Origin of the sequence: Pantoea sp. GL120224-02 (genome assembly GCF_900215395.1) — a bacterium.
Classification (GTDB): domain Bacteria; phylum Pseudomonadota; class Gammaproteobacteria; order Enterobacterales; family Enterobacteriaceae; genus Pantoea; species Pantoea communis.
Genome location: NZ_OBEC01000001.1, coordinates 785,153 through 810,977 on the forward strand (window position 1 = coordinate 785,153; position 25,825 = coordinate 810,977).

At 53.8% G+C, this 25,825-nt stretch carries 22 protein-coding genes; 10 read left to right on the plus strand and 12 right to left on the minus strand.

The features are described 5' to 3' along the window. From asr to rstA, 4 genes are all read right to left on the minus strand, one after another. A partial coding sequence (asr, locus tag CRO33_RS03630; RefSeq protein ID WP_141399003.1) for an acid resistance repetitive basic protein Asr occupies positions 1-254 on the minus strand: 254 nt, incomplete at its 3' end. A 170-nt stretch (positions 255-424) separates the two neighbouring features. Next, positions 425-1,912: a carboxypeptidase M32 gene (locus CRO33_RS03635; RefSeq protein WP_097117063.1), complete on the minus strand. Its 1,488-nt coding sequence runs from the start codon at positions 1,910-1,912 to the stop codon at positions 425-427. A gap of 12 nt (positions 1,913-1,924) precedes the next feature. After that, the gene (gene rstB / locus CRO33_RS03640) at positions 1,925-3,235 is read right to left on the minus strand and encodes a two-component system sensor histidine kinase RstB (RefSeq protein WP_097117064.1); all 1,311 of its coding nucleotides are present in this window, start codon (positions 3,233-3,235) and stop codon (positions 1,925-1,927) included. Then, a complete protein-coding gene (gene rstA / locus CRO33_RS03645; RefSeq protein ID WP_097117065.1) occupies positions 3,232-3,957 on the minus strand; it encodes a two-component system response regulator RstA in 726 nt (241 codons plus the stop codon). Before rstA ends, rstB begins: the two co-directional genes overlap by 4 nt. 176 nt (positions 3,958-4,133) lie before the next feature. Here rstA and CRO33_RS03650 point away from each other — a divergent pair, with 176 nt between their 5' ends. Next, positions 4,134-4,547, plus strand: coding sequence for a hypothetical protein (locus CRO33_RS03650; RefSeq protein ID WP_038646835.1), 414 nt, complete (start codon positions 4,134-4,136; stop codon positions 4,545-4,547). Here the strand turns inward: CRO33_RS03650 and CRO33_RS03655 are convergent, their stop codons facing one another. Continuing rightward, complete coding sequence (locus CRO33_RS03655; RefSeq protein WP_097117066.1) at positions 4,548-5,939, minus strand: basic amino acid/polyamine antiporter; 1,392 nt, start codon at positions 5,937-5,939, stop codon at positions 4,548-4,550. It abuts the gene before it with no gap. Positions 5,940-6,150: 211 nt separating this feature from the next. Then, the gene (gene ydgH, locus CRO33_RS03660) at positions 6,151-7,107 is read right to left on the minus strand and encodes a DUF1471 family protein YdgH (protein WP_097117067.1); all 957 of its coding nucleotides are present in this window, start codon (positions 7,105-7,107) and stop codon (positions 6,151-6,153) included. Between the two features lie 539 nt (positions 7,108-7,646). On the opposite strand from ydgH, the gene pntA reads away from it, so the two are divergent. Both pntA and pntB read left to right on the plus strand, forming a co-directional pair. Beyond that, positions 7,647-9,179 carry a Re/Si-specific NAD(P)(+) transhydrogenase subunit alpha gene (pntA, locus tag CRO33_RS03665; protein ID WP_097117068.1) on the plus strand — a complete coding sequence of 511 codons (1,533 nt, stop codon included), beginning with the start codon at positions 7,647-7,649 and terminating at the stop codon, positions 9,177-9,179. A gap of 11 nt (positions 9,180-9,190) precedes the next feature. Continuing rightward, positions 9,191-10,579 carry a Re/Si-specific NAD(P)(+) transhydrogenase subunit beta gene (gene pntB, locus CRO33_RS03670; protein WP_034830917.1) on the plus strand — a complete coding sequence of 463 codons (1,389 nt, stop codon included), beginning with the start codon at positions 9,191-9,193 and terminating at the stop codon, positions 10,577-10,579. A 46-nt stretch (positions 10,580-10,625) separates the two neighbouring features. On the opposite strand, the gene uspE is transcribed toward pntB, so the two are convergent. Beyond that, entirely contained in the window at positions 10,626-11,582 is a 957-nt protein-coding gene (gene uspE / locus CRO33_RS03675) for a universal stress protein UspE (RefSeq protein ID WP_034830915.1), read from the minus strand. 118 nt (positions 11,583-11,700) lie between these two features. Then, positions 11,701-12,453: an FNR family transcription factor gene (locus CRO33_RS03680; RefSeq protein ID WP_034830913.1), complete on the minus strand. Its 753-nt coding sequence runs from the start codon at positions 12,451-12,453 to the stop codon at positions 11,701-11,703. Positions 12,454-12,749: 296 nt separating this feature from the next. On the opposite strand from CRO33_RS03680, the gene smrA reads away from it, so the two are divergent. Next, a complete protein-coding gene (gene smrA / locus CRO33_RS03685) occupies positions 12,750-13,316 on the plus strand; it encodes a DNA endonuclease SmrA (protein ID WP_097117069.1) in 567 nt (188 codons plus the stop codon). On the opposite strand, the gene CRO33_RS03690 is transcribed toward smrA, so the two are convergent. Beyond that, positions 13,317-14,237, minus strand: coding sequence for a LysR substrate-binding domain-containing protein (locus tag CRO33_RS03690; RefSeq protein WP_034830936.1), 921 nt, complete (start codon positions 14,235-14,237; stop codon positions 13,317-13,319). It lies immediately after the preceding gene. Between the two features lie 310 nt (positions 14,238-14,547). Between CRO33_RS03690 and CRO33_RS03695 the strand changes: the two genes are divergently transcribed. Both CRO33_RS03695 and hglS read left to right on the plus strand, forming a co-directional pair. After that, positions 14,548-15,882, plus strand: a complete 1,335-nt coding sequence (locus tag CRO33_RS03695) for an MFS transporter (RefSeq protein WP_097117070.1) — start codon at positions 14,548-14,550, stop codon at positions 15,880-15,882. Between the two features lie 88 nt (positions 15,883-15,970). Further along, positions 15,971-17,308, plus strand: coding sequence for a 2-oxoadipate dioxygenase/decarboxylase HglS (gene hglS / locus CRO33_RS03700; protein WP_097117071.1), 1,338 nt, complete (start codon positions 15,971-15,973; stop codon positions 17,306-17,308). A 69-nt stretch (positions 17,309-17,377) separates the two neighbouring features. On the opposite strand, the gene CRO33_RS03705 is transcribed toward hglS, so the two are convergent. Then, on the minus strand, positions 17,378-17,812 hold the full coding sequence (locus tag CRO33_RS03705; protein WP_097117072.1) for a DoxX family protein: 435 nt from the start codon (positions 17,810-17,812) through the stop codon (positions 17,378-17,380). Between the two features lie 192 nt (positions 17,813-18,004). On the opposite strand from CRO33_RS03705, the gene CRO33_RS03710 reads away from it, so the two are divergent. Next, positions 18,005-19,522 carry a carboxylesterase/lipase family protein gene (locus CRO33_RS03710; RefSeq protein WP_097117267.1) on the plus strand — a complete coding sequence of 506 codons (1,518 nt, stop codon included), beginning with the start codon at positions 18,005-18,007 and terminating at the stop codon, positions 19,520-19,522. Positions 19,523-19,735: 213 nt separating this feature from the next. After that, complete coding sequence (locus CRO33_RS03715) at positions 19,736-21,412, plus strand: methyl-accepting chemotaxis protein (RefSeq protein ID WP_034830905.1); 1,677 nt, start codon at positions 19,736-19,738, stop codon at positions 21,410-21,412. Here CRO33_RS03715 and CRO33_RS03720 read toward each other — a convergent pair. Next, positions 21,370-22,251, minus strand: coding sequence for a LysR substrate-binding domain-containing protein (locus CRO33_RS03720; protein WP_097117073.1), 882 nt, complete (start codon positions 22,249-22,251; stop codon positions 21,370-21,372). The genes CRO33_RS03715 and CRO33_RS03720 overlap by 43 nt on opposite strands. A gap of 126 nt (positions 22,252-22,377) precedes the next feature. Here CRO33_RS03720 and CRO33_RS03725 point away from each other — a divergent pair, with 126 nt between their 5' ends. Continuing rightward, positions 22,378-23,544: a methionine aminotransferase gene (locus CRO33_RS03725; protein WP_034830903.1), complete on the plus strand. Its 1,167-nt coding sequence runs from the start codon at positions 22,378-22,380 to the stop codon at positions 23,542-23,544. Between the two features lie 14 nt (positions 23,545-23,558). Next, entirely contained in the window at positions 23,559-24,338 is a 780-nt protein-coding gene (locus CRO33_RS03730) for a transporter substrate-binding domain-containing protein (protein WP_058962084.1), read from the plus strand. Between the two features lie 176 nt (positions 24,339-24,514). Here CRO33_RS03730 and pepT read toward each other — a convergent pair whose 3' ends face one another. Next, complete coding sequence (gene pepT / locus CRO33_RS03735; RefSeq protein ID WP_097117074.1) at positions 24,515-25,741, minus strand: peptidase T; 1,227 nt, start codon at positions 25,739-25,741, stop codon at positions 24,515-24,517. Between the last annotated feature and the right edge of the window lie 84 nt (positions 25,742-25,825).

Consider the following 25,825-nt stretch of genomic DNA (forward strand, 5'->3'; position numbering starts at 1 on the left):
TTGGTTGCTTTTTTGTGGTGCTTTTTAGCAGCCTGAGCTTTCTGTGCAGCTGGCGCTTTCTTCTCTACTTTTTTGTGTTTCTTAGCTGCCTGCGCTTTCTGGGCAACTTTCTTATGATGAACCGCTTTATGTTTAACAGGTGCTGCGGTAGTGGTAGCGGCAGCAGCCGGAGCAGCTGTAGTGGTCTCAGCAGCGAAAGCAACAGAAGACATACCCATAGCAGCGGCGATCACCAGTGCAACTAATTTTTTCATCGCAAAATCCTCGAACTATTTTTTCATGTGTAGCCCACTGCGGGGCCGGTGAAAGAACTATATGAAAAACAATTCAGTCTTTCCGTGAGGCATTGGTATCGGCGTGTAACGGAATGTACAAAGGCGGGTAAAGGAAGTGAAAAGGGCGGCCGATTGGGCCGCCGCGCGGTTTACGCAGAGAGGTAGCGTTGTTCAAGGTGCTGACGGAAATAGTGCGGATTGAGCGTTTCGACCGTGGCATTCACTAACAGTTGTTGCGTCGGGAAGCGGCTGCCGTGCTGCCAGATGTTCTGTTGTAACCAGTCAAACACCGGCTGCAACTCTCCGTTACGGATCAGATCTTCCACTTGAGGAATCGCGCGCTTCACCGCCTGGAACAGCTGGGCAGCGTACATGGCACCTAAGGTGTACGTCGGGAAGTAACCGAAAGCGCCATCGGTCCAGTGAATATCCTGCATGCAGCCATCACGATAATTGCCACGGGTATCTATTCCCAGCGATTGCTGCATTTTTTCATCCCACAGCGCGGGGATGTCATCAACTTCAATCTCACCTTCAATCAACGCACGTTCGATTTCGTAACGCAGAATCACGTGAGCTGGATAGCTCAGTTCATCCGCGTCCACGCGAATAAAGCCTGGCTTCACGCGTTGTGTCTGGCGAACAAAGTTATCCAACGCTAATGCCGGCTGGTCACCCATTAAGGCGACAACCTGCGGATGGATATGCTGCAGGAATGCCTTGCTGCGCCCTAATTGCATCTCCATAAACAGGCTTTGGGATTCATGCATGGCAGTCGAGCGAGCGTGGGCCACCGGTTGTCCACGCCATTGCTTTGGTAGGTTCTGCTCGTAACGTGCGTGACCGGTTTCGTGGATCACGCCCATCATGGCACTGAGGAAGTCGCTCTCATTGTAACGGGTGGTAATGCGCACATCTTCCGGCACGCCGCCACAGAAGGGGTGGGCGCTGACATCCAGGCGACCATGATTGAAATCAAAGCCCAGCGTTTTCATCACACTCAAGCCGAGCTGCTTCTGTGCTTCAACAGCAAAGGGACCCACCGGCGCCGCGATGGCGGTTTTCTGCTGCTTCTCGACGGCTTTCTGCAGCAGCGCGGGCAGCCAGCTTTTTAATTCGCCAAAGGTATTGTCGAGTTGTGCACTGGTCATGCCCGGTTCGAACACATCCAGTAACGCGTCATAACGAGACACACCCAGCGCTTCGGCGCGTAACTGGGCTTCCTCACGGCTGAGTTTCACCACTTCTTTTAGGTTAGCCGAGAAGCCTTGCCAGTCGTTGGCAGGGCGCTGTTGGCGCCAGGCATGCTCACAACGCGAACCGGCCAGCGATTTGGCTTCAACCAACGAAGCAGGCAGAATCGTTGCTTGCTGCCACGCACGCTGCATCTCGCTCAGGTTAGCGTGCTCTACATCGTTCAACGATTCCTGCTGTGCGGCATCGAATAAGCCGCCAAGTCGTTTATCGGTCAACACTTCATGCATAAACACACTAAGTTCCGCCATGGCTTCACCGCGCGCCTGGCTGCCGCCGGGTGGCATAGTGGTTTGCATATCGACACCGGCAATAGCCCCAAGATGGCCAAAGCGTGCCAGGCGCTGGAAAGTTTTGCTAAGTTCCTGATAAGCAGAAGTCACAATTAAAGCTCCTTATGACGGTAAACGGGGCGAAATATCTCGCAAGGGTAGATCAACCGGCCAGCAGAAGCGAACGCTGGCGCCACCGAGCGGACTGCTCTCAATAGTGACCTGTCCCTGCAGTGCCTGTGCAATAGAGTGGACAATCGCCAGCCCGAGCCCACAGCCGCCGGTCGCGCGATCGCGACTAGGATCGAGACGCACAAAAGGTTCAAAAACGCGTGCGCGCTCTTCAGGTGGAATACCTGGACCATCATCTTCTACCTTTAAATTACCGATGGCGCCGTCAAACCACAGACTGACGCGCAGACGCTGTTGGGCATAACGCAGCGCATTATTCACCAGATTATCCAGCACGCGTTCCATCAAACGGGTATCGGCGGAGCCCACATTCTCAAGTTGCGGAATATCCAGCGCGATATGCGCTTGAGGATTCATGGTTTGCACATCTTCGATATGCACACGCAACCACTGCGCCAAATCAAACGACTGAAGATTAAGATCGACACGCGGGCGGTCGAGGCGGGCATAGGTTAACAGCTCTTCAATCAGGCTCTCTAACTGGCCGACATCGCGATTGAGTGCCGCCGACTCGGCTTCGCTAAGATTGTCACTCATCTCTAAGCGATAACGCAGGCGAACCAGCGGGGTTCTTAACTCATGAGCAATGCCATCAATCAACTGTTTCTTACTGGCGACCAGCGTGTTGATGTTATCGGCCATCTGGTTAAACGCCACGCCAAGACTGTGCAGACTTGATGTGCTTTCGAAATGGGTACGTACATCCAGCTCGCCGCGACCAAAACGCTGCGCGGCTTTCTCCAGCCGCTGCATCTCCTGCCAGTGCGGTCGTAGCCAGATAAACACCGGCAGCGCCAGCGACATGCCGATAAACGCGAGCAGCGCGATATCCAGAATGCGCATCTGGTGCAGGTAGAACAGATAGGGAATAGGGCCAACCGATAATACATAATGGCTGCGTGGAATGTGCTGCAGGAAGGTGTATTGATCGTCGAGCGCGACAATCTCCCCGGCGCGCAGGCGGCGCATATCCGGTTCATCCAGCTGATACTTACTCATCGGTTCGATATGCAGCTCAAACGACAGATCGAGGTCGAGGTTGCGGATGGTTTTGTTCCAGTCGCGCGGGGGGATCTCACGCAGTTCGCTGCGCATGAGAAACAGCGAACTGGCCATCAAATCATTCATTGACTGGCGGCCCGCACGCTCAGCGGTGAACTTGTACACCAAGCCCACCAGCAAAGTCATCACCAGAAAGCAAACGAACAACAGCAAATAGAACTGGATAAAGAGCTTTCTCATGCGGAGCGGGTATCCCAGGCCTGAGGCGCGAACAGATAACCTTTATTGCGGATGGTTTTGATGCGGAACGGTTCGGTGGCGCTGTCATACAGTTTTTTGCGCAGACGAGAAATCGCCACATCAATACTGCGGTCCATGCCGTCGTAGCTCACACCACGCAGCGTTTTCAGCAATGCATCGCGGTTCAGGATTTGTCCTGCATGCGTAGCCAGCTCCCACAGCAGATCGAAATCGGCGGTGGAGAGGGTGATGTTTTCATCGAACAGCGTCACCTGACGATTGAGTGAATCGATGGTCAGTGAACCAAAACGCAACACTCGCTGGGAACTCTGAATAGCGGGCGTAACTTCAGGCTGAGAACCCTGCGCCTGGCGCAGATGCAGACGCAAGCGCGCAAGCAAAACAGCGGGCGGCGTGGTTTTCAAAATGTAATCGTTGGCGCCCATTTCCAGCGCCAGAATGTGGTTCATGTCACTGTCGAGCGAGGTCAGCAGCACAATCGGCCCTGACCAGTGCGCGCGCAAGTCGCGGCAAACGGTCATGCCATCTTTGCCCGGCAACATAATATCCAGTAGCACCAGATCGGGATCGGCTTCTAAAATAGTCGCTTCAGCACGGTCACCGCGCGTTTCAACAGTCACTTCAATATCGTGGCGGCCAAGATAAGCGGCGATCAATTCACCGACTTCTGGCTCATCTTCCACATAGACAATTTTGTTCATATTTCACGGCAAGTGATGAGAATGACAGCAGCATAACTTTTCCTGGTCCTGAGCTCTACGCTATCGCACGAAATATCCCTGCCTGACTGGTATATTTACGCTGAAATGTGCCATTATTAGCGGCGCGTTGTAGCGCAAGGTTCGGAACCGTAACGAAAACCAGGAGGAGTGCGAGGGTGTCTGATAAAGAGCTGGCTTCAGCCGGATACAGTGACCGCATCTGCTTCAATTACAGCGATTTTCTCTCTGCTTCCTGCAAAAAACGCTGGAGTTTCGTTGACGCCATTTACGGTGTCATGCCGATTTTTGGCATGGTGACGCGTAAATCTGCACACGGCTTAGCGGCAAGCGACGATCATCTGAAAGAATTAGCATTACAAATCATTTCAACGCAGGTCAGCGACGAGATCAATATTGCGCGACTAATTACCCTCGCGGAACAACAGCACATCAGCCGTTTTGACATCCAACTGCCTTATCCGTTGTCAGAAGATCAGCTGGACGCGATTCATCAGGAATATCGTAAAGCGCTCAATCTGACACAGCAGGATGACCTGCTGTGCGTTTCCATCCCGGTTCAGCCTCACTAATTACTGCGTGAGCTGCCACATCGCTGGCAGTGCTGCCGCAATCAGTAATCCAATCGCGATGCGCTCAAGTTGTGACAACACTCTGTTACCACGGCCGCCGCGTCGCGCGTAAAGGAACAGCAGTAATCCCGGCGCGTAAAGCACCACAGACAACAGCAGGTGCAGCGGGCCAGAAGCATAAAGCAGCCAGAATCCGTAAGCACTGGCACCCAATCCTACCGCCAATGCCAGCGGATTTTTTTGTCCGCGAACCACTTTAATTAAATACAGCCCCACCAGCAGATACGGCACCAGAATCATCTCTGACGCGATGGTCAGCAGCGTATTGTAATCCGCGCCAGTGGCCGCAATCAGGATCAGACAAACCTGCACGCTGCCGTTGGTGAGCCACAACGAAGCGGCTGGCGAATTGTGACGATTCTGTCGCGCAATGCTGCGGGGAAAAGCCCCTTGCTGTGCCGCCAGAAAAGGGACTTCTGCCGCCATAATTGTCCAGCTTAAATACGCGCCACACACGGAAATAATCAGACCCACCGCAATCACCGTATTACCCCAATGCCCCAACAGATGCTGCATCAAGCCGGCCATGGAAGGATTTCGCATTTGCGCCAGCTCTGCACGCGGCACCACGCCCAGCGCCAGCAGGGTAACCAGCAAGTAAACCAGCAGTGCGGCGATAACCGCCAGCATGGTGGCGCGTCCCACATCTTTCTTATGACGTGCACGCGCGGAGACCACCACCGCGCCTTCCACGCCAATAAACACCCACAAGGTGATCAACATGGTCTGCTTGACCTGCTGCCAGAGCGGCTGGCCTAACGCAACGCCGCTGAAGTCGAAGTGGAAGCGATCGTAGTTGAATGCCAGCAGGGCCAGCACCACAAACAGCAGCAGTGGCACCAGTTTCCCCAGGGTAGCGAGCAGGTTGATGCTGGCGGCGGTTTGCACGCCACGCAATACCAGCCAGTGCACCAGCCATAACAGGACCGACGCACCGAGCATCGCTTGCCAGGTATTGCCATCGCCAAACACCACGTGGTCAGGCGAATCGGTGAAGAAACTCAGCGCCGAAAAGACAATCACCAGATACGACACGTTGGCTATGACCGCACAGAGCCAGTAGCCCCAGGCAGAACAAAATCCTACCAACTCACCAAATCCGGCGCGCGCATAGGTAAAAATCCCGCCGTCCAGTTCGGGTTTTAAGCGTGTCAGCAGCAGCATGGCAAATGCAAGAAACAGGATGCCCACACCAGTGATCAGCCAGCCAATCAGCAGTGCAGCGGGGCCGGCGACGGCAGCCATATTTTGTGGCAGGCTAAACACACCCGCACCGAGCATCGAGCTGAGTACCAACGCAGTGAGCGTGCTCAAACCTAATTTTTTATCCAAAACACCATTCCTGGGCAGCAGAGTATGCTGGGTAGTGACGATTCCGCTGGAGTGTAACGTGGCAATTGGCCGGATTTAAAACGGAATACCCTGAAAACAGGCGAAGGATTTTACGGAGAGCGAAAAGGGAAGGCAATGCAGGATTATGCAGATCTGCGCAGAGACTATGCAAACAGAAGCACAGGGCGACAAAAGCCGCCCTGCAGGGGAATTACTTGAACAGATCCGCGGTCACGGTCAGGTTGCCACCGCTCTGGCTCGACCATTGACGGGTGATGTGATAGTACTTCGCCCCCTTATCTGCTGCGCGTTTTGCCACGGCTTCAGACACTTCAGTCGGCGTTCCGAAGTGATCAGAGAAGGTCACAGTATCAAACGGCTGCATCTGTGCGGCAGTAATCGCATTCACTTCCTGCACGCTACGACCATCTGCCAGCTTAACGGTATAGCGCTGACCCGTTGAACTCTGCGTTTCAAAGAAACGGCCTACGCTACGGCTAGGGGTATCAGAAGAGGCAACACCCGGAATGGCCACTTTGCTGGCTGCAGCGCCGCCAGCAGCCAGTGCTGCTTTGCCGGCTTCAGAATCGGCAGGAATCGAATCTGAAACATTCTGCACCTTACGTTCTGGTGCATCCGCTTTATAGACATAAGCAGTCACGTACTGGTTACCGCCGTTATTGGCATCAACCTGACGCACAATAAAGAAGGATGCCGCGCCTTTGTCTTTCGCCTGTTTGGCAATGGCATCATTCACATCTGGCTGGCTGGCGAAGAAACCGCTAACAGAAACAGTATCGAATGGCTCTAAACGATAGGCTTCGGCTTTTGGCAACTCTTTCACACCGCTAAAGATGCGGTATTTGGTGGTGTCATCCGCTTTTGGGGCATCAGCTTTGTACAAATCAGCCGTGACGCGCCAGTTGCCGCCGTTGCCGTTGGTATCGTTGATACCCTGTACATAGAAGGAGTCAGCGCCTTTTTCATCGGCTGCTTTAGAGATGGCATCGGTAGCATCACCGATGGCATTGAAACGACCGCTGATATTAATACGTTCGAATGGTTTCAACGCGGCCGCTTGTTCTGGCGTCAACTCTTTGGCGGCAAATGCATTTGCTGCCAACAGGGATAACAAAGTGGTCGCCAGAATGGTGTTCTTCAGCTTCATAAAAATGATCCTTCGCCTTACGCAAAATGAGTACGAAAACGTGCTGGACTCTTGATGTATAACAGATTAGCCGCTGATTATTGCATGTAATAATCAACCTGTCTCAGCCAATTTATGCGCATAAGATTGACAATCTCCGCAAATAATTCATCGACATGTCATTTACCTATGCTATGGCTTTTTTTTAACCGCTTTACCACTTATTCTGGTAACACATAGCATTATAATAGTTAAAGTATTGTTAAATAAAGGTTTTTGAAAACACTAAATTCGACATGACACGATTTTGCGCAGCAGAATATTTTTTATTATGTCGCAAAACTAGTGGCAAAAGGTGGCATTCAATCTTTGCATCTGAATATTAGTGTGAATGTCATAAGTGTGCGTTATCGCTGTGGATCACTTTTCACATTTTCAGTAGGTTATAAAGACTTTGTTACATTGCGCATTTTGCTCATAAAAAGCTGAAACGCTGTTTCAGCCTTATGGGCTTGTGCCACTTACAGAACCTCATCCTTTAATTGTTGAAAGGAAACAGTATGTTAATTGGGATACCCAAAGAGCGGTTAGCCAATGAGTCGCGCGTTGCTGCAACGCCAAAGACCGTTGAGCAACTGATCAAGCTGGGATTCAGCGTCACGGTCGAGCAGGGCGCAGGTATTCGCGCAAGTTTTGACGATGAGAGCTTTATCGCCGCTGGTGCCACTGTCAGCACCACCGAAAGTGTCTGGCAGTCTGACATCGTGTTAAAAGTGAATGCGCCAGACGATCAGGAGATCGAACTGACACGCGCGGGCAGCACTTTAGTTAGCTTTATCTGGCCCGCACAAAATCCGGCACTGCTGGAAAAACTGGCGGCGCGCCAGGTTACCGTCATGGCGATGGATTCTGTGCCACGTATTTCTCGTGCCCAGGCACTGGATGCGCTGAGTTCCATGGCGAACATCGCGGGTTACCGTGCCATTGTTGAAGCGGCGCATGAATTTGGCCGCTTCTTTACCGGGCAAATCACCGCCGCGGGTAAAGTACCACCGGCGAAAGTGATGATTATCGGCGCGGGCGTGGCGGGTCTGGCGGCAATCGGTGCAGCGGGCAGCCTTGGGGCTATCGTTCGTGCGTTTGATACCCGTCCAGAAGTGAAAGAACAGGTGCAGAGTATGGGCGCCGAGTTCCTTGAGCTGGATTTCGAAGAAGAAGCCGGCAGTGGCGATGGCTATGCCAAAGTGATGTCAGAAGCCTTTATTAAGGCAGAGATGGAGCTGTTTGCCGCGCAGGCGAAAGAAGTCGATATCATCGTCACTACCGCTTTAATCCCGGGCAAACCAGCACCGAAGCTGATTACCGCTGAAATGGTTGCCAGCATGAAGCCAGGTAGCGTGATTGTCGATCTGGCGGCAGCAACCGGCGGTAACTGCGATCTCACGGTAGCTGATCAGGTGACTTTAACCAGCAACGGTGTGAAGATCATTGGTTATACCGATCTGCCTAGCCGTCTGCCAACACAGTCCTCTCAGCTTTACGGTACCAACCTGGTGAACCTGCTTAAACTGCTGTGCAAAGAGAAAAACGGCGAAATCACCGTCGACTTCGATGATGTGGTTGTGCGTGGCGTCACCGTGATTCGTGAAGGCGAAGTGACCTGGCCAGCGCCACCGATTCAGGTATCAGCTGCACCGAAAGCGGCGCAGGCGGCCATTGAGCCAAAAGCAAAAGTGGAAGCCAAACCGGTTTCACCGTGGCGCAAATATCTGCTGCTGGCATTGGCTGTGGTGCTCTTTGCCTGCCTCGCTAACGTGGCACCGCCTGAATTCCTCTCCCACTTTACTGTCTTCGCGCTCTCCTGTGTCGTCGGTTACTACGTGGTGTGGAACGTCAGTCACGCTTTGCATACGCCATTGATGTCCGTCACTAACGCCATTTCCGGCATAATTGTGGTGGGTGCGGTGCTGCAGATGGGACACGGCGGGTGGGTGACTTTCCTTGCCTTCGTCGCAGTACTGATTGCCAGCATCAATATCTTCGGTGGATTCACCGTCACCCAGCGCATGCTGAAAATGTTTCGTAAGAATTAAGGGGTAACAACATGTCTGGCGGATTAGTGACTGCAGCATACATTGTTGCCGCAATTCTGTTTATTTTCAGCCTGGCTGGCCTCTCAAAACACGAGACGTCAAAGCAGGGTAACATCTTTGGTGTCAGCGGCATGGCGATTGCGCTGCTGGCGACCATCTTCGGCCCCAACAGCGGCAACGTGGCGTGGATCCTGCTGGCGATGGTGATCGGGGGTGCAATCGGTGTGCGTCTGGCGAAGAAAGTCGAAATGACTGAAATGCCAGAGCTGGTAGCGATTCTGCACAGCTTTGTCGGTTTGGCTGCGGTGCTGGTGGGTTTCAACAGCTACATCGATCATGCACCAGGACTGGCGCCGGTGATGGAAAATATCCATCTGACGGAAGTGTTCCTCGGCATCTTTATCGGCGCGGTGACCTTCACCGGTTCTATCGTGGCGTTTGGTAAACTGCGCGGCAAGATTTCGTCGAAAGCGCTGATGTTACCACATCGTCATAAAATGAACCTGGCAGCGCTGGTGGTTTCCTTCTTGCTGATGCTGTGGTTTGTACAGACGAATAGCACCGGTTCACAAGTCGTCGCGCTGTTGTTGATGACGGTGATTGCGCTGGTGTTCGGCTGGCATCTGGTGGCGTCGATTGGCGGTGCGGATATGCCGGTTGTGGTGTCGATGCTCAACTCCTACTCCGGTTGGGCGGCAGCGGCTGCGGGCTTTATGCTCAGCAACGACCTGCTGATTGTCACCGGTGCGCTGGTGGGTTCTTCGGGTGCCATCCTGTCCTACATTATGTGTAAGGCGATGAACCGCTCGTTCATTAGCGTGATTGCCGGTGGTTTTGGTACCGATGTGAGTGTCGGTGGCGAGAGCGAAGAAGAGGGTGAACATCGCGAAATCACGGCAGAAGACACGGCGGAATTGCTGAAAGGCTCAACGTCAGTGATCATCACCCCAGGCTACGGCATGGCAGTGGCGCAGGCACAGTACCCGGTGGCGGAAATTACCGAAAAACTGCGTGCGCGTGGCATCAAAGTGCGTTTCGGCATCCACCCGGTTGCTGGCCGTTTGCCTGGCCACATGAACGTGTTACTGGCTGAAGCCAAAGTGCCGTATGACGTGGTGCTGGAAATGGACGAGATTAACGATGATTTCAGCGATACCGATACCGTGCTGGTGATCGGTGCCAATGACACCGTTAACCCGGCGGCGCAGGAAGATCCGCGCAGCCCAATCGCTGGTATGCCCGTACTGGAAGTGTGGAAAGCGCAGAACGTTATCGTGTTTAAACGTTCAATGAATACCGGTTACGCTGGGGTGCAGAACCCGCTGTTCTTCAAAGACAACACGCAAATGTTGTTTGGTGATGCGAAGGCGAGTGTAGAAGGTATCCTGCGCGCGCTGTAATCTGTAGTGCGATTAAAAAGGCGACCATCTGGTCGCCTTTGTTGTTTTAATCGTCTTCGTCTTCTTCATCGTCATAATCAATCGGCGATTTGAAATCGTCCGGTTTGATTGCCAGCAAATCACAGCGGAGATGATCGATAACCTGCTCAGCGGTATTCCCCAGGAACGCGGCCGAAAGGCCAGTGCGGCCGATGGTGCCGAGTACCACAATTCCCGCCTCCAGATGAGAGGCGATATCCGGTATCACTTCCTCCGGCAAGCCTTTTGCCACATGCGTAAACTCTTCGCCGATGGAGAATTTCTGGCGTAGCGCTTTCATCGCCACCAGATGTTGTCCGCGAATCGCATCGTTATACACGCTGGGGTCAAAGTCGGGGAGTTCAATGGCGATATTGATTGGCGTGATGGGATAAGCACCGACAAGGTGCACTTCTGTGTGATTGACCATATCGGCCAGCAGCACTGTTTCACGAATCAGCTTTTGGTTTAATTCATCGTGATGGGGCTCTTCACTGGCCAGATTGACCGCCACAACGGCTCTGCCACCTTCCGGCCACGGCTGATCTTTCACCATCCACACCGGGCAGGGGCATTTGCGTAGCAGATGCCAGTCTGTCGGGGTAAAAATCACTGCTTCCAGGCGATCGTGCTGATGGGCCATTTTCAACACCAGGTCGTGCTGGTGCGCCATCACTTCCTGAATGATCGCTTCATAAGGGCGGTTATGCCACACCACTTTAATTTCAATATCAACACCGGCCTCAAGATAGGCGTGGGCCTGTTGACGAATCCATTCAGTACGCTGACTGATCACACCTTTACGCATGTTGGATCGCTCATCAGGCGACAACAAGGTGGTCATTTCATAGGAGAAGTCGTAGATAGGCAGGAAAGCTTTGATTTTTCCGCCGATACGTTGATTCAGATACACCGCACGACGCAGCGCGGGTTGATCGTCCTGTTGGGCGTCAATCGCCACCAGAATATTTTGGTACCGGGACATAAGGCAATCTCCTCAAACCAAAGCAAGTTGGATTAAAGATAGCCTAAGTTGGCGCAGGGCAGAAGGGGAAAAGTTGTTGCCGGATCAATAAACTAACATTTATCGACCCGGCATAGAATCACGCAGCTTGTTCAGTCTGACCCGCCAGTTCTGCCAGCAACGCATGGTTCTCGATAGTGATATATTTGCCTTTAACGGCCAGCATGCCACTTTTCTGGAAGCGGCCCAGCAGACGGCTAATGGTTTCTACGGTTAGTCCCAGGTAGTTACCAATGTCACCACGCGTCATGGTCAGGCGGAATTCGCGTTGTGAGAAGCCACGTTGACCAAAGCGGCGTGACAAATTCCAGACAAAGGCCGCCAGACGCTCTTCCGCGTTTTTCTTGGAGAGCAGCAGGATCATATCCTGATCGCCTTTAATCTCACCGCTCATCAGACGCATCATCTGCTGGCGCAGTGCCGGCATTTTACCGGAGAGATCGTCGAGAGTTTCGAAAGGAATTTCACACACCATCGCTGTTTCCAGCGCCTGAGCAAAACTCGGGTGGTGCGCGCCGACAATCGCATCAAAGCCCACTAAATCCCCTGCCAGATGGAAGCCGGTAATCTGCTCGTCACCCTGTTCAGTAATGGTATAACTTTTGATGGTGCCGGAGCGGATAGCGTAAAGCGATTTCAGTTCATCACCGGCTTTGAACAACGTCTGACCTTTCTGAATCGGCTTTTTGCGCTCAATGATATTGTCCAGCTGATCCAGCTCATGCTCGTTCAGTGTGAAAGGGATACACAACTGGCTGATACTGCAATCCTGACAGTGAATGGCACAACCGCCAGACTGAATACGTCGAATGCTGCGTTTTTCCGGGATCATATAGGTACGCTCGATGATTATTGACTGCCGTCAATTTTAACATTTTTACGCGTTAAGGGAACTCATCCGAGCAGTAATTCCCTTTAAACCCCCACTAACGTAGGGTATACCTGAGTTTGCGCAAGGTTTGCCTGACATTATTTTTTGACCTGGAACGTTTTGTTGCCATATTTACATCTGGTCATAACTTGTCTCAGCGCAAAAAGTGACAGATGTGATGCCAAAAATCCTTTGCTACTATTTTGTTTTTGAGCGGCAACTTGCGCTCAGCAAACCACCAGGCGTGAGAAAACACCATGAACCTAGACGATGAAGACCTTTTCCGGGATGCCATGGGCGATGTGACGCCACTGAAAGATTGTGCCAATACCCAATGGTTGCGTTCCCCTTCGACCAAAGCGCCGCGCCCGACGCAAGCCAATGACGAACAGGAAAATTTCCTCACGCGGGGCTTTCTTGACATCATCCCGCTGACGACTCCGCTGGAATACAAAACAGAAGGGATTCAACAAGGTGTGTGGGATAAGTTGCGGCTGGGGAAATATTCCCTGGACGCCAGCCTGAACCTGCTGCGTCAGCCGATAGAAACCTGTCGAAAGTCATTGTTCAGTTTCATGCTGCAGGCACGCAAGCAGGGGCTACGCAATCTGCTGATTATCCACGGTAAAGGCCGTGATGATGAAGCCCATGCCAATATCGTACGCAGTTATCTGGCACGCTGGCTGACGCAGTTTGACGAGGTGCAAAGCTTTTGCGTGGCGCAGCCCCAGCACGGAGGTGCCGGGGCACTGTATGTCAGTTTAAGAAAAACGGATCAGGCGCGGCTGGATAATCGTGAGCGCCACGCCAAACGCAGTCGCTAATCAGGTGTGAAATTTGCGAATGGTCGCCAGCAACACTTCGGCACTCAGGCTGAGATGACTGCCGCTGCGGGTGATAATCCCCACCGGCTCTCCCGGCCCAGGGGAGTTAATCGGCAGTGCAATAACGGCATTGTGGCTAAGGTCTTCCTTGATGGCGCCTGAGGGGACAAACCACACATAGTCATAACGCAGGGCCAGCTGACGCGCCAGCGAAGTGGATGAGGTTTCAACACAATTAGCGGGAAGCGCACAACCTTGCTCGTCCAGCATATGTTGAGCGATACGACGCGGGGCGGTGCCCTCCGGCGATATCACCACCGGCCACTGCATCGCCCGGGATAACGTGACGTTGTCACTGAGAAGCGGGTGTTCAGGACGTACCACCAGTTTAAGCGACTCAAGGAATAGCAATTCATAACTCAGACCCGCCATCATTTCACTGTCGGCCATGCGCCCAATGCCAATATCAAACTCACCCGCGCGCAACCCGGCCAGCAGAACATTATTATGTAATGTTGCCACTTGTACCGTGGTGTTCGGTTGTTGCTCGTGAAAGCGATCGAGAATCTGTGGCAGCATACCCATTGCCGCTGTGGTGAGCGCGCCGAGGCGAATCACGACCGGTCGGCCGGGTTGTGGGGCGTTAAAGCTTTGGCCTGCATGGTTAAGCGCATCCAGCACTTTTACTGCATGGACAAGAAATTGCTCGCCGAGCGTCGTTAACTGGGCACCGAGACGACCACGTTCAAACAGACGCGCGCCAGCCAGTTCTTCCAGCTCATTCAGGGTTTTTGAGAGCGCAGGCTGGCTGAGATTGAGTGTCTCTGCCGCGCGCCCCAGCGTGCCTTGCTGCGCGACCGCAACAAAGGTGTGTAAATGGCGCAAGCGAATGCGCTGATTGAAAAGGGAATTTTTGTCCATAGCCTCAAACATAATGACTTTTACCTGATGGCGGCAATGGGAAAACTGGAATTATGTTAACTTCACTGCAAAATTATATTAACAAAAACCCTGATATTGCTAACCTGATGTTTTAAATAGAATTAGTGAAAGTCAGCGCCAATGCAAAATTATCACCTATTGCAATATCAAGCGCTTAATCTCGCATAATTTGAATAATTCTCACTTACACCTAAAAATCCTGCCCGTTATTGTTAACGATGAGCTATCATTATCGCCGTTTTTTTTACCAAAACTGATGATTAAACGATGAATGTGCAGGAGTTGATCCGTGACCACCGTTGAAGCCGTAGATGTTCGCCAGCTGATTAATCAGAGTGCGCTTAGCCGTTGGCAAAAACGCCTGATTGCGCTGTGCTTCATCGTTGTTGCGCTGGATGGCATGGACATCGCGCTGATGGGCTTTATCGCTCCTACATTGAAAGCCAGTTGGGGCGTCACTAATCATCAGCTTGGCATGGTGATCAGCGCTGCGCTGATTGGCCTGGCCTTAGGTGCCATGGTGGCAGGGCCATTGGCCGATCGCTACGGGCGGCGTGTGATGATACTGCTCAGCGTGGGTTTTTTTGGCTTGTGGACGCTGGCCACCGCCATGGCGCAAAACATCGATCAAATGATGTTATTCCGTTTTCTCACCGGCCTTGGCCTCGGTGCAGCCATGCCAAACGTTGGAACGCTGGTAGCAGAGTATGCACCAGAGCGTCGACGTTCATTCATTATCACCGTGGTGTTCTGCGGTTTCACCTTTGGTGCCGCATCGGGCGGATTTGCAGCTTCCTGGCTGTTGCCTCGCTATGACTGGCACTCCGTGATGTTGATGGGTGGCGTCTTGCCGCTGATTGTTTTGCCTTTCCTGCTGCGCGGCTTACCGGAATCCGTGCGCTTCCTGATTAGCCGTCGCGCACCTGCTGCACGTATACATGCCATTTTGGATCGCATGCTGCCTGGCGTCGTTGAGCCGAACAGCCATTACCAGTCCACTGAACAGGTTGTCGTGCGGCGTGGCGCAGTGGCGACGGTGGTTTCCCGGCGATATCTCTTCGGCAGCCTGATGTTATGGGGCGGCTACTTTATGGGGCTGTTCCTCGTCTATCTGATTGGCAGCTGGATGCCCTCGCTGATCAATACGCTGGGAATGTCGGTGACGGAAGCCGCCATCGTTACGGCGATGTACCAGGCGGGCGGCACGGTAGGTTCGCTGTTTGCGGGCTGGCTGATGGATCGCATTAATGCCAATATCGCGCTGGCGGTGATCTACTTCTGTGGCGGCATTGCGATTGTCGCGCTCGGCTTCTCCCCGGCGGAAGTGGGATTAATGAGTGCCATCGCCTTCTTTAGCGGCTTCTGCTTTAACGGCGCCAATACCGGCATGAATGCGCTGTCCGCCAGCTATTACCCTACGCACGCGCGTGCGACCGGTTCCAGCTGGATGCACGGTGTGGGTCGTGTCGGTGCGATTATGAGTGCTTTTGTCGGCGCAGAACTCCTTTCGCTCGGGTGGTCGTTCAGCCAAATCTTCCTGTTGCTGGCGATTCCAGCGGTGCTCACCACGATCATGCTGGCCCTGAAATGTCGCTTTGGTGACCCGTCAGACCGGGTTGAGTGACAGGGCGATCACAGTTCCACGAAATTCCTCCACGGCGATAAAGGGTTGATCTACATTAGCAACAACCCTTAACGCCGAGGTGATGACCATGGAAAACTTTCTCACCAGCGATGCGATTCGCACGCTGTTCTCGCAAGCGATGTCCAGTATGTATCAGCAGGAAGTGCCGCAATATGGCACCCTGACGCAACTGGTCACGGCCGTGAATGAACGTACGCTGGAAGCACAACCCGCTTTAAAAAACCGCCTCGCTGCCGCCGATGAACTGGACCGACTCAGTGTGGAACGTCACGGTGCGATTCGTGTGGGGACTGCCGAAGAACTCAGCACGCTGCGCCAGATGTTTGCGGTGATGGGGATGGAACCGGTGGGATATTACGATCTCTCCCAGGCGGGCGTGCCGGTTCACTCCACCGCTTTTCGTCCGGTTACGGACAGCGCATTGCGCCGCAATCCGTTCCGCGTGTTTACCTCTCTGTTACGTCTTGAACTGATTGATGATGCCGCGTTGAGAGAGAAAGCCGCCGCGATTTTAGCCGCGCGCGATATTTTCACGCCGGGTTGCCGCGCATTGATCGCGCAACATCAACAGCAGGGCGGTTTAAACGCCGCTGATGCCGCTCGCTTTGTCAAAGAGGCGCTGGAAACCTTCCGCTGGCATGCCCATACCCTCGTGGACAGTGAAACCTACCGCGCACTGAGCCAGCAACATCGTTTGATTGCCGACGTAGTGTGCTTCCAGGGGTGCCACATCAACCATCTGACCCCACGCACGTTGGATATAGATCGCGTGCAAACCTTAATGCCCACGCGCGGCATCGATCCTAAAATCCTCATCGAGGGCCCCCCCCAACGTCAGGTGCCGATTCTGTTACGTCAAACCAGCTTTAAAGCGCTGGAAGAGGCAGTCCATTTTAATGACGGCACCCCCGGCACACATACTGCGCGCTTTGGTGAGATCGAACAGCGCGGCGCGGCGCTAACCCCCAAAGGCCGCACACTCTACGACCGTCTGTTGGCGGAAGCGGGCACCGGCAGTGATAACCAGCATCATCAACAGCATCTGAGCGCGGTGTTTCGCGATTTCCCAGATGATGAAGATACCTTGCGCGAACAGGAACTGGCGTGGTTCCGCTATCGTTTGACCGCTAAGGGCACCCAGCATCCTCCGCAAACGGGAGAAACTCTGGTTCAACTGCTTGCTGAAGGGCGCGTGCTGGCAGAACCGATAGTGTATGAAGATTTTCTGCCAGTGAGCGCAGCGGGGATATTTCAGTCTAATTTAGGCGACGAAACGCACGCACGTAGCGCGGGCAATGCCAGCCGGGCGGATTTTGAAGCCGCGTTAGGTGCAGCGGTGCAGGATGAGATGGCGTTGTATCAACAGATGCAGCAGCGCAGTCTGGCTCGTTGCGGTATACGTTAAGGGCATAAGAAAACCGGTCTGTGAAGTGGCATCAGCACTTCAGCAGACCGGCTTCATTTCTTTTGATTTTTATTGCAAGCGCGAATCACGCACCAGCGTGTACTTCCCGGCACCCAAGAACATGATGGCGAGTGCGCCCAGCAGATAAAGCGCCTCTGTTTCCAGAGACCAGGCGCCAACATCTGTGCGATGCCAGACCGCGCCCATTTTTACCAGCAAGGTCGCAACAACCATGTTCACCGCAATAATGAAAGCCGCAGGGCGCGTCATTAAACCGATGATCACCATGACAGGTGCCACTATTTCCCCGATGTAAGCACCGTAAGCGATGAAACCTGGCATGCCTTTAACGGCCAACATATGAGCGATCCAGTCGACGCCATGCATCACCTTGAATTCGCCATGAAATAACAGCAGGCCGCCAAACGTCAGACGTAACAGCAGTTTACCGAAGTCCGGGTGATCGCTCATCCAATTGAACATCTGGTTGATACCACCAAACATCGCGCTTCTCCGTCTCGCCAGGTTAACTTGTAACCTTAATGCAATTCGCCAAGCCAGGGTTAGCCAAATAATTTGATGGAGATGTTCAATGGATCGAAAGCATATTCGGCTTAATCTGCAAATGCTTTCAGAACATGGACATTCGCTCAAGGCCTGCAAATAATGGAACCAAGCTTGATCTGGGAACCCGAGATGAAAAACGAACGACGTCTGAGGATCATGACCGCAGAGGGTGAACTCAGAGGCCTGATTGACGATGATCTTTTTGTCTTCAAGGGAATACCTTACGCCGCGCCACCTGTGGGCGCACTGCGCTGGCGTCCGCCACAGCCGGTTGCACACTGGCAAGAAGTACGTGAAGCCACGCAATGGGGTGATGCCAGCTGGCAAAACCGGGATTATTGCGTGGCAGTGGGTGGCGGCGATCCGGGCCGGTTCAATGAGGATTGTCTGTACCTGAATATCTGGACCCCAGACGTTGAGCCCTCCCGTCCCTTGCCGGTGATGGTGTGGCTGCACGGCGGAGGCTTTACCATCGGCGCGGGTAGTCTTGATCCCTATCGCGGCAAAGCCTTAGCCGCGCAGGGCGTCGTAGTGGTCACGCTCAATTATCGTCTTGGCCATTTTGGCTTTTTCGCCCATCCGGCGCTGGATGCTGAATACCCGCAAGAAGCGGTGGTAAATAACTTTGCCTTGCTGGATCAAATCGCTGCGCTGCAATGGGTTCAACGCAATATTCCTGCCTTTGGCGGCGATCGCCAAAATATCACACTGTTTGGCGAATCATCGGGGGCGCGCAGCGTGTTGTCTTTGTGCTGCTCTCCGCTGGCTGAAGGGCTGTTCCACAAAGGTATTGTCCAGAGTGCATACAGCTTGCCGGATGTGCCGCGCAGGAGGGCGCAACAGATCGGTAAACAGGTTGCAGCGCATTTTGGCCTGCCGGATCACGCCTCTGCCGAACAGCTTCGTCAGTTACCTGCCGATCAATTCTGGCCGCTGCAACGTCCACTGGGATTAGGTCCGGTGGCAATCAGCGGTGATGCGGTGCTCCCCAAACCGATGCTCGAAACCTTTATGGCCGGTAAACAGCATCGGGTGCCGTTGATGGTGGGAAGTAACAGTGATGAAGCCAGCGTACTGGATTATTTTGGTGTTGATCCTGCAACGGTGTTACAACAAATTCGTCGCAAAAATCGCCTGAGTTATGGCCTGATGAAATGGCTATACGATATTCACGACGATACCTTACTGGGCCGGGCAGTGGCGCGAGACATGGCGTTTACCGTGATCCCGTTACTGGTGGCGCAGTCTCAACACAGTATTGGCATGCCTGCCTGGCGATACTGGTTCGACTATGTGTCAGAGAACGCCCGCGACCTCTATCCACATGGCACCTGGCACGGCAACGAAATCCCCTATGTGTTCAACACGCTGACCTCACTGAAACCGCTGCCTGAGCGGGATTACACTGCCGCAGACAAGCGCTTCGCCGACATGGTCAGTACCTATTGGGTGACCTTCGCCCGGGATGCCAGTGAGTTTAGCTATCGGCTACAGGGCAAAATCGACTGGCCGGTGTGGCGTCCCCGTGAAGACCTGACATTAGCCCTCGGTGATCAGGGTAAACCGCAAGCGGTGTTGAAGGCGCGTTTTATGCGTGGGCGGCTGCGTTTGTTCCGTCTGATGATGCGCAGTCACGTTAAGCTTTGATGAGCAGGCTAATAGTGAAATTGCGCAAATGAATTTATAAGGCAAATTTTCGGCTAATCCATTGATTTTCAGTAATAACATTTCCTATCCGGCTTAAGCAGACAGCAATTAATTAGCTTATTAAACCGTTACATTTTCCCAATCCGCTGCCGATAAACGCAATATGCCCGATTTTATCGGGCCTCCTACGCGTTTCACACCAAGGGATTATGTATGGGAATCTTAAAAAACTTCACTATTCGCGCCGTCATGCTGACTATTCTCGGGCTGTTCTGCCTGCTGTGGTGCGGTGTCGGATTATTTAGCGTGCACTCGCTCAATGCCCTCGGCGAAGGGAATGAGATAGACCGTGAGCTGGTTAATCAGATGACGGTACTGAGTAAAGGCAACGATCAATATTTTCGTGTGGTGACGCGTCTATCCCGCGTGATGGAAGGGCGTGCATCGGGCGCGGCAGTAAGCGCGGATGCCTTCGCACCGGTGCAACAGGCGCTGGAGAGTATGAAAGCGCAGCTGGTGCAATTCAAAGCGATGGCACCCGGCCCAATGGACAGTGAAACGGTTAACAGCGTTATCGCCAGCTGGCAGAAATTGCTGGATGAGGGGATTGCGCCGCAGGTGTCGCTGGCACAGCAGAGCACCGTTGAAGCTTACCGCACACAGGCTAATAACGTGACGCCCGCCCTGAGCCGCGCCTTTGGCACCAGCGCGGAGGCGTTTAACAAAGCCGCAGGCATTAAGCTGGATGAAACCCGTGTCACCGTCGATAAACTCACCAACATTACTAAGGTGATTATTTTGGTTGCTGTGGTGTTCGGTCTGGTGATTTTGCTGTTCACCGACCGTTATCTGGTAGCGATGCTGGTGAAACCACTGGAGCGCGTACGTAACCATTTTGCAGTGATTGCCCAAGGCGATCTTAGTCAGCCCGTGGAAGATTTCGGCCGCAATTGTGTTGGCAAACTGGTGCCGCTGCTGCGTGCGATGCAGGACAGCCTGCGTGAAGCCGTGAGCGCCATTCGCAGCGGAACCGAGAATATCTATCGCGGCGCGGCAGAAATCTCATCCGGTAACAACGATCTCTCCTCCCGTACCGAAGAGCAAGCGGCCGCGCTGGAGCAAACTGCGGCCAGTATGGAGCAGCTCACGGCAACGGTGAAATTCAACGCCGACAACGCCCGTCAGGCCAGTTCACTGGCAGAAACGGCTACCGGCACCGCGCAGCAGGGCGGCCGTCTGGTAGGGGAAGTGGTCACCACCATGCAGGGCATTTCCGGCAGTTCGAAGAAAATTGCTGAGATTACCAACGTGATCAACAGCATTGCTTTCCAGACCAACATCCTTGCGCTTAACGCCGCCGTTGAAGCCGCGCGTGCGGGCGAACAAGGCCGTGGTTTTGCGGTCGTGGCCAGTGAAGTGCGTAATCTGGCACAGCGCAGTGCCGGGGCGGCGAAAGAGATCGCCACGCTGATTGAAGATTCCGTCCAGCGCGTGGATAAGGGCTCTGCATTGGTCAGCAGCGCAGGCAGCACCATGAACGATATTCTGAAGTCGGTGCAGGATGTGAATGAGATCATGAAGCACATCGCGGCCGCCTCCGAAGAGCAGAGCAAGGGCATTTCGCAAGTTGGCACCGCCGTCACGGAAATGGACAGCGTGACTCAGCAGAACGCCTCGCTGGTAGAGCAGGTTTCTGCGGCGGCCAGTGCGCTGGAGCGTCAAACGGAAGAGTTGCAGGCTTCTGTCGCGAAATTCCGTCTGTCGGACAGTGCGCCGTTAGGTAAAGCTCAGGCCGCGCCAGCCAGCACCGTTCTGCGCCGTCCGCTGTTAACCAGTACGCCTGTCGCTCAATCGAAGTCGGCCAGCGCCGATGAGTGGGTTTCATTCTGAGGCTGACACAACCACGCCACCAGATCCGGCAGGAACGGTGGCGCATCCTGTTCTGCGCACTGTAAAAGGCTGTACGCTGCCCCGGTGGCCACGCTGTTGGCAAACGGGGCAATCAAGCGACCATTCGCCAAATCATTTTGCACCAGTGTCACATCCGCCACCGTTGCACCAAAGCCCTGAATCGCCGCGCTGATGGCCAGATCCATAGTAGCAAAGTGCTGATTGCGTGCCATCGGCACAGTGGCCGCTTGATCCGCCAGCCACATTTGCCAGTCGCGGGAATCATTGGTGGGATGCAAAAAAGTAAACCTCGCCAAATCGCTGATGCCCACGGGTGGCGTGATGTTGCTGCCCAGGACCGGTGTCAGTCGCTCATCAAATAAACGAATGGAACCGGCAGGCGGCGTGCCAAACACAATCGCCGCATCATAATTTTCCAGCTGTGAAGCGTGGTCCAGCGTGGTGGTCAGTGCCACATGGATTTCCGGCCGCTGTTGCTCCAGCGCCACCAAACGTGGCACCAGCCAGCGCATGGCACAGGTGGGCGCTTTCAGGCGAATTGAGGCATTGCTGCGGCTGGCTTTCTCGGTGGCATTCACCAGCATGGCATAACCTTGTTGCAGTTCGGGCAACAGCACCGCGCCTTGCTCGGTAAGATGCAGACCACGCGCATGGCGTGCAAACAAGGGAAATCCCAGCCAGCTTTCCAGCGTGGCGATTTTACGGCTCACCGCACCCTGCGTAATGCATAATTCGCTGGCGGCGCGCGTCAGGTTAAGATGGCGTGCGGTGACCAGAAAAGCATGGATGGCATTCAACGGCAGGGCGGAGCGGGACATAACGACCTCAAGCTATGATTTTTAATCATGGCTATTATGACAACAATTCGCTTGTCGACTCAAGCGTCTCACCGTTGAATAGAAATCTACTTTCCTTACGTGGTTATGCAACCTTGTGGAGCAACGATGACCTTGAATAGCAGTGTTAACATCTCTTCCAAACAGCCCGATGTCGGCACGACGATTTTCAGCGTCATCGGCCAGCTGTCAGCACAACATAAAGCCATCAACCTGTCGCAAGGTGCGCCGAACTTCCCGTGCGATCCGCATCTGGTGGAGCTGGTTAGTAAAGCCATGCGCGAAGGTCATAACCAATATGCCTCTCTGACCGGTTTACCGGCGCTGCGTGAAGCGCTGGCTGAAAAAGTCGAGACGCTTTATGGCCAGCGCTATGATGCGGGCAGCGAAGTGCTGATCACCGGCAGCGCCAGCCAGGGTATTTACATGGCGATTTCGGCGCTGGTGCATCCTGGTGACGAGGTGATCTTCTTTGAACCGGCGTTCGACAGCTATGCGCCGGTGGTGCGTTTACAGGGCGCAACCCCGATTGGCCTGAAGTTGCAGGTGCCGGATTTTGCGATCAACTGGGATGAACTGCGCGCCACCATCACGCCGCGCACCCGCATGATCATCATCAACACGCCGCACAACCCCAGTGCGCAGGTGCTGACGCCAGCCGATTTGGAGCAGCTGGCGGCCTTAACCCGCAACACGGATATCGTGGTACTATCCGACGAAGTGTACGAACACATCCTGTTTGATGGCCGTGCCCACTGCGGCATGGCAACCCATCCGGAACTGGCACAGCGCAGCGTGATCGTGTCTTCATTCGGCAAAACCTTCCACGTTACCGGCTGGCGCGTCGGTTATGCGCTGGCACCGGCCGCGTTGATGGAAGAAATTGTGAAGGTGCATCAGTTCATGATGTACGCCGCCGATACGCCAATGCAGGTGGGTTTTGCGCACTATCTGCAGAATCCGCAAAACTATCTGCAGCTGTCACCGTTCTATCAGGAAAAGCGCGATCGCCTGCTGTCATTGATGCAAGATTCGCCGTTTAAGCTGCTGCCAAGCGCAGGTTCCTTCTTTATGTTGGCCAGTTACGGACATTTCAGTGACGAAAGCGACAGTGAAATGGTAAAACGTCTCATCGTCGATCACGGTGTGGCCACCATTCCGTTGTCGGCGTTTTATATGGACGGCACTGACAATAAATTAATTCGCCTGTCATTCGCGAAAGACGACGCAACACTGCAGGCTGGCGCGGAAGCGCTGTGCCGGGTTAAAGGGTAATTAGGGGAAGAATAATGAAAAAGTTAAACGCACTGTTTGTGGCGCTGGGTATGCTGACTTCTGCACACGCACTGGCACAGGAAACCTTACGCTACGGTCTGGAATCACAATATCCACCGTTTGAAAGCCGCAACGCACAGGGCGAGCTGGAAGGTTTTGATATCGAACTGGGTAAAGCAATTTGCGAAGTTGGCAAATTCGACTGTAAGTGGGTGGAAAGCAGCTTTGATGCGCTGATCCCGGCACTGCAGGCGAAAAAGTTTGATGCGATCAACTCGGCGATGAACATCACCGAAGCGCGTGCTAAAAGCATCGATTTCACCAAGCCCATCTACCGTATTCCGACCATGCTGATCGTGAAAGAGGGCGAGAAAGTCCTGCCAACCGCCGAGTCGCTGAAAGGCAAAAACATCGGCGTGCTGCAGGGTTCAATCCAGGAAACTTACGCTAAGAAGCACTGGGAGCCGCAGGGTGTGACCGTGACCTCTTATCAGGACCAGAACCAGGTTTATAACGACATGGTGGCGGGCCGCCTTGACGGCACGCTGGTGATGTCTGCTGCGGGTCAGTCTGGTTTCCTCGATAAGCCACAGGGCAAAGGTTTCGCCTTTGTTGGCAAGCCGGTTGAAGATGACACCATCCTCGGTTCCGGTATCGGTTTTGGTCTGCGCAAGGGCGATGCCAAGCTGAAGGGTGAACTGGATGCGGCTATCACGAAAGTGCAGGCTGACGGCACCATCACCAAGCTGGCGGCGAAATTTTTCCCTGGCATTGATGTGACCGCAGCGAAATAACATCAAGCGCCACTCTGGCGCGCTGCGGCGTTAAAACCGGATTAAATTAAGGCTGCCATTGTTCATCCATGGCAGCCTTTTTCGTTTACGTCGGAGTGGGTGGCATTACCTCCCAACGGTTGCCGGGCCATTCCTGTGCCTCTGACAGCATTAAGATCTGCCGGTAAAGTTCTTGCTTATTTCGCCGCCAGATAACACAGCGCTTCGGCCACCTGATAGGATTTCACAAACGAGGGCACCGGCAAAAACTCAAAGCGTGAATGGAAATTGTGTGCACCGGTAAAGAAGTTCGGTGTCAGCAATCCTTTGGCCGATAAAGCCGCACCGTCTGTGCCGCCGCGCATCGGGATGACTTTCGGCTCCACACTCACCTGTTCGAGCGCCGCAAATATCAAGTCAATCGCACGACGGTCTTCCCCAATCGCATTGCTGATGTTGCTGTAGGTATCGTTAATGGTGAGTGAAACATGCCCGGTAGGATAAAGCGCGGCGATCTCATCCGCCACTTCCACCAACTGCTGTTTTTTCTCATCGAATCCCTGTAAATCAAAGTCGCGAATCGAGGCTTTCAACACCGCACGGCTGGCGTTGGCATTGATATCGTTAAACCAGATATAGCCTTCGCGTCCTTCGGTATGTTCTGGCGTGGCCAGGCGATCGAAACGTGAAATAAAGTCGTGCGCCATCAGGAGGGGATTCACCAGCACGCCTTTACCGGACATCGGATGCGCCGGCACGCCGGTAAACACCAGTTCCGCCGCCGCCGCATTGAAGTTCTCATACACCACTTCGCCCAGCTCACAGCAGTCGATAGTCCAGGCAAAATCAACGTTAAAGCGTGTCTCCAAATCCAGCGCTTTGGCGCCGCGCAATCCAATCTCTTCATCTGGCACAAATGCCACCACAATGTCGCCATGATCGCCTTTGAGGTTTTCCATCAGCGTCATGACCACCGTCACCGCCGCTTTGTTGTCGGCGCCGAGCACGCTGGTGCCATCGCTAAAGATGATCTCCTGACCGTGATAGGCCGCAATCTCCGGGTGTTCCGCTACGCGCAGCCAAATATCTTGCTGCGCGTTCAGACACAAATCATCGCCGTTAAACGTCAGAGTTTGCGGGTGGATATCCGGTGATAAACCCACGTCAACCGTGTCGATATGGGTAATAAAGCCAATGCGCGGTGCATCAGGCCGATTGCCCGGTTTTACTGCGGTCACCGTGGCATGCTGATCGATGACGATATCCTGCAGCCCAAGCTCACGCAGTTCCTGCGCCAGCAGCTCCGCCATCGCATGTTGTGAAGGGGTGCTGGGCAGCGTGGTGGATTTGGCATCGCTCTGGCTGGAAACCGCCAGATAACGGTAAAAACGTTGGGTCAGTTGGCGCGCGAGTTGTTCTGTCATCACATTTCCTTATTAGCTTTGCGCGATGTGCATTACACACCTCGGATAAAACGTGTTATTTATCAATACATACCGATGCGGGCT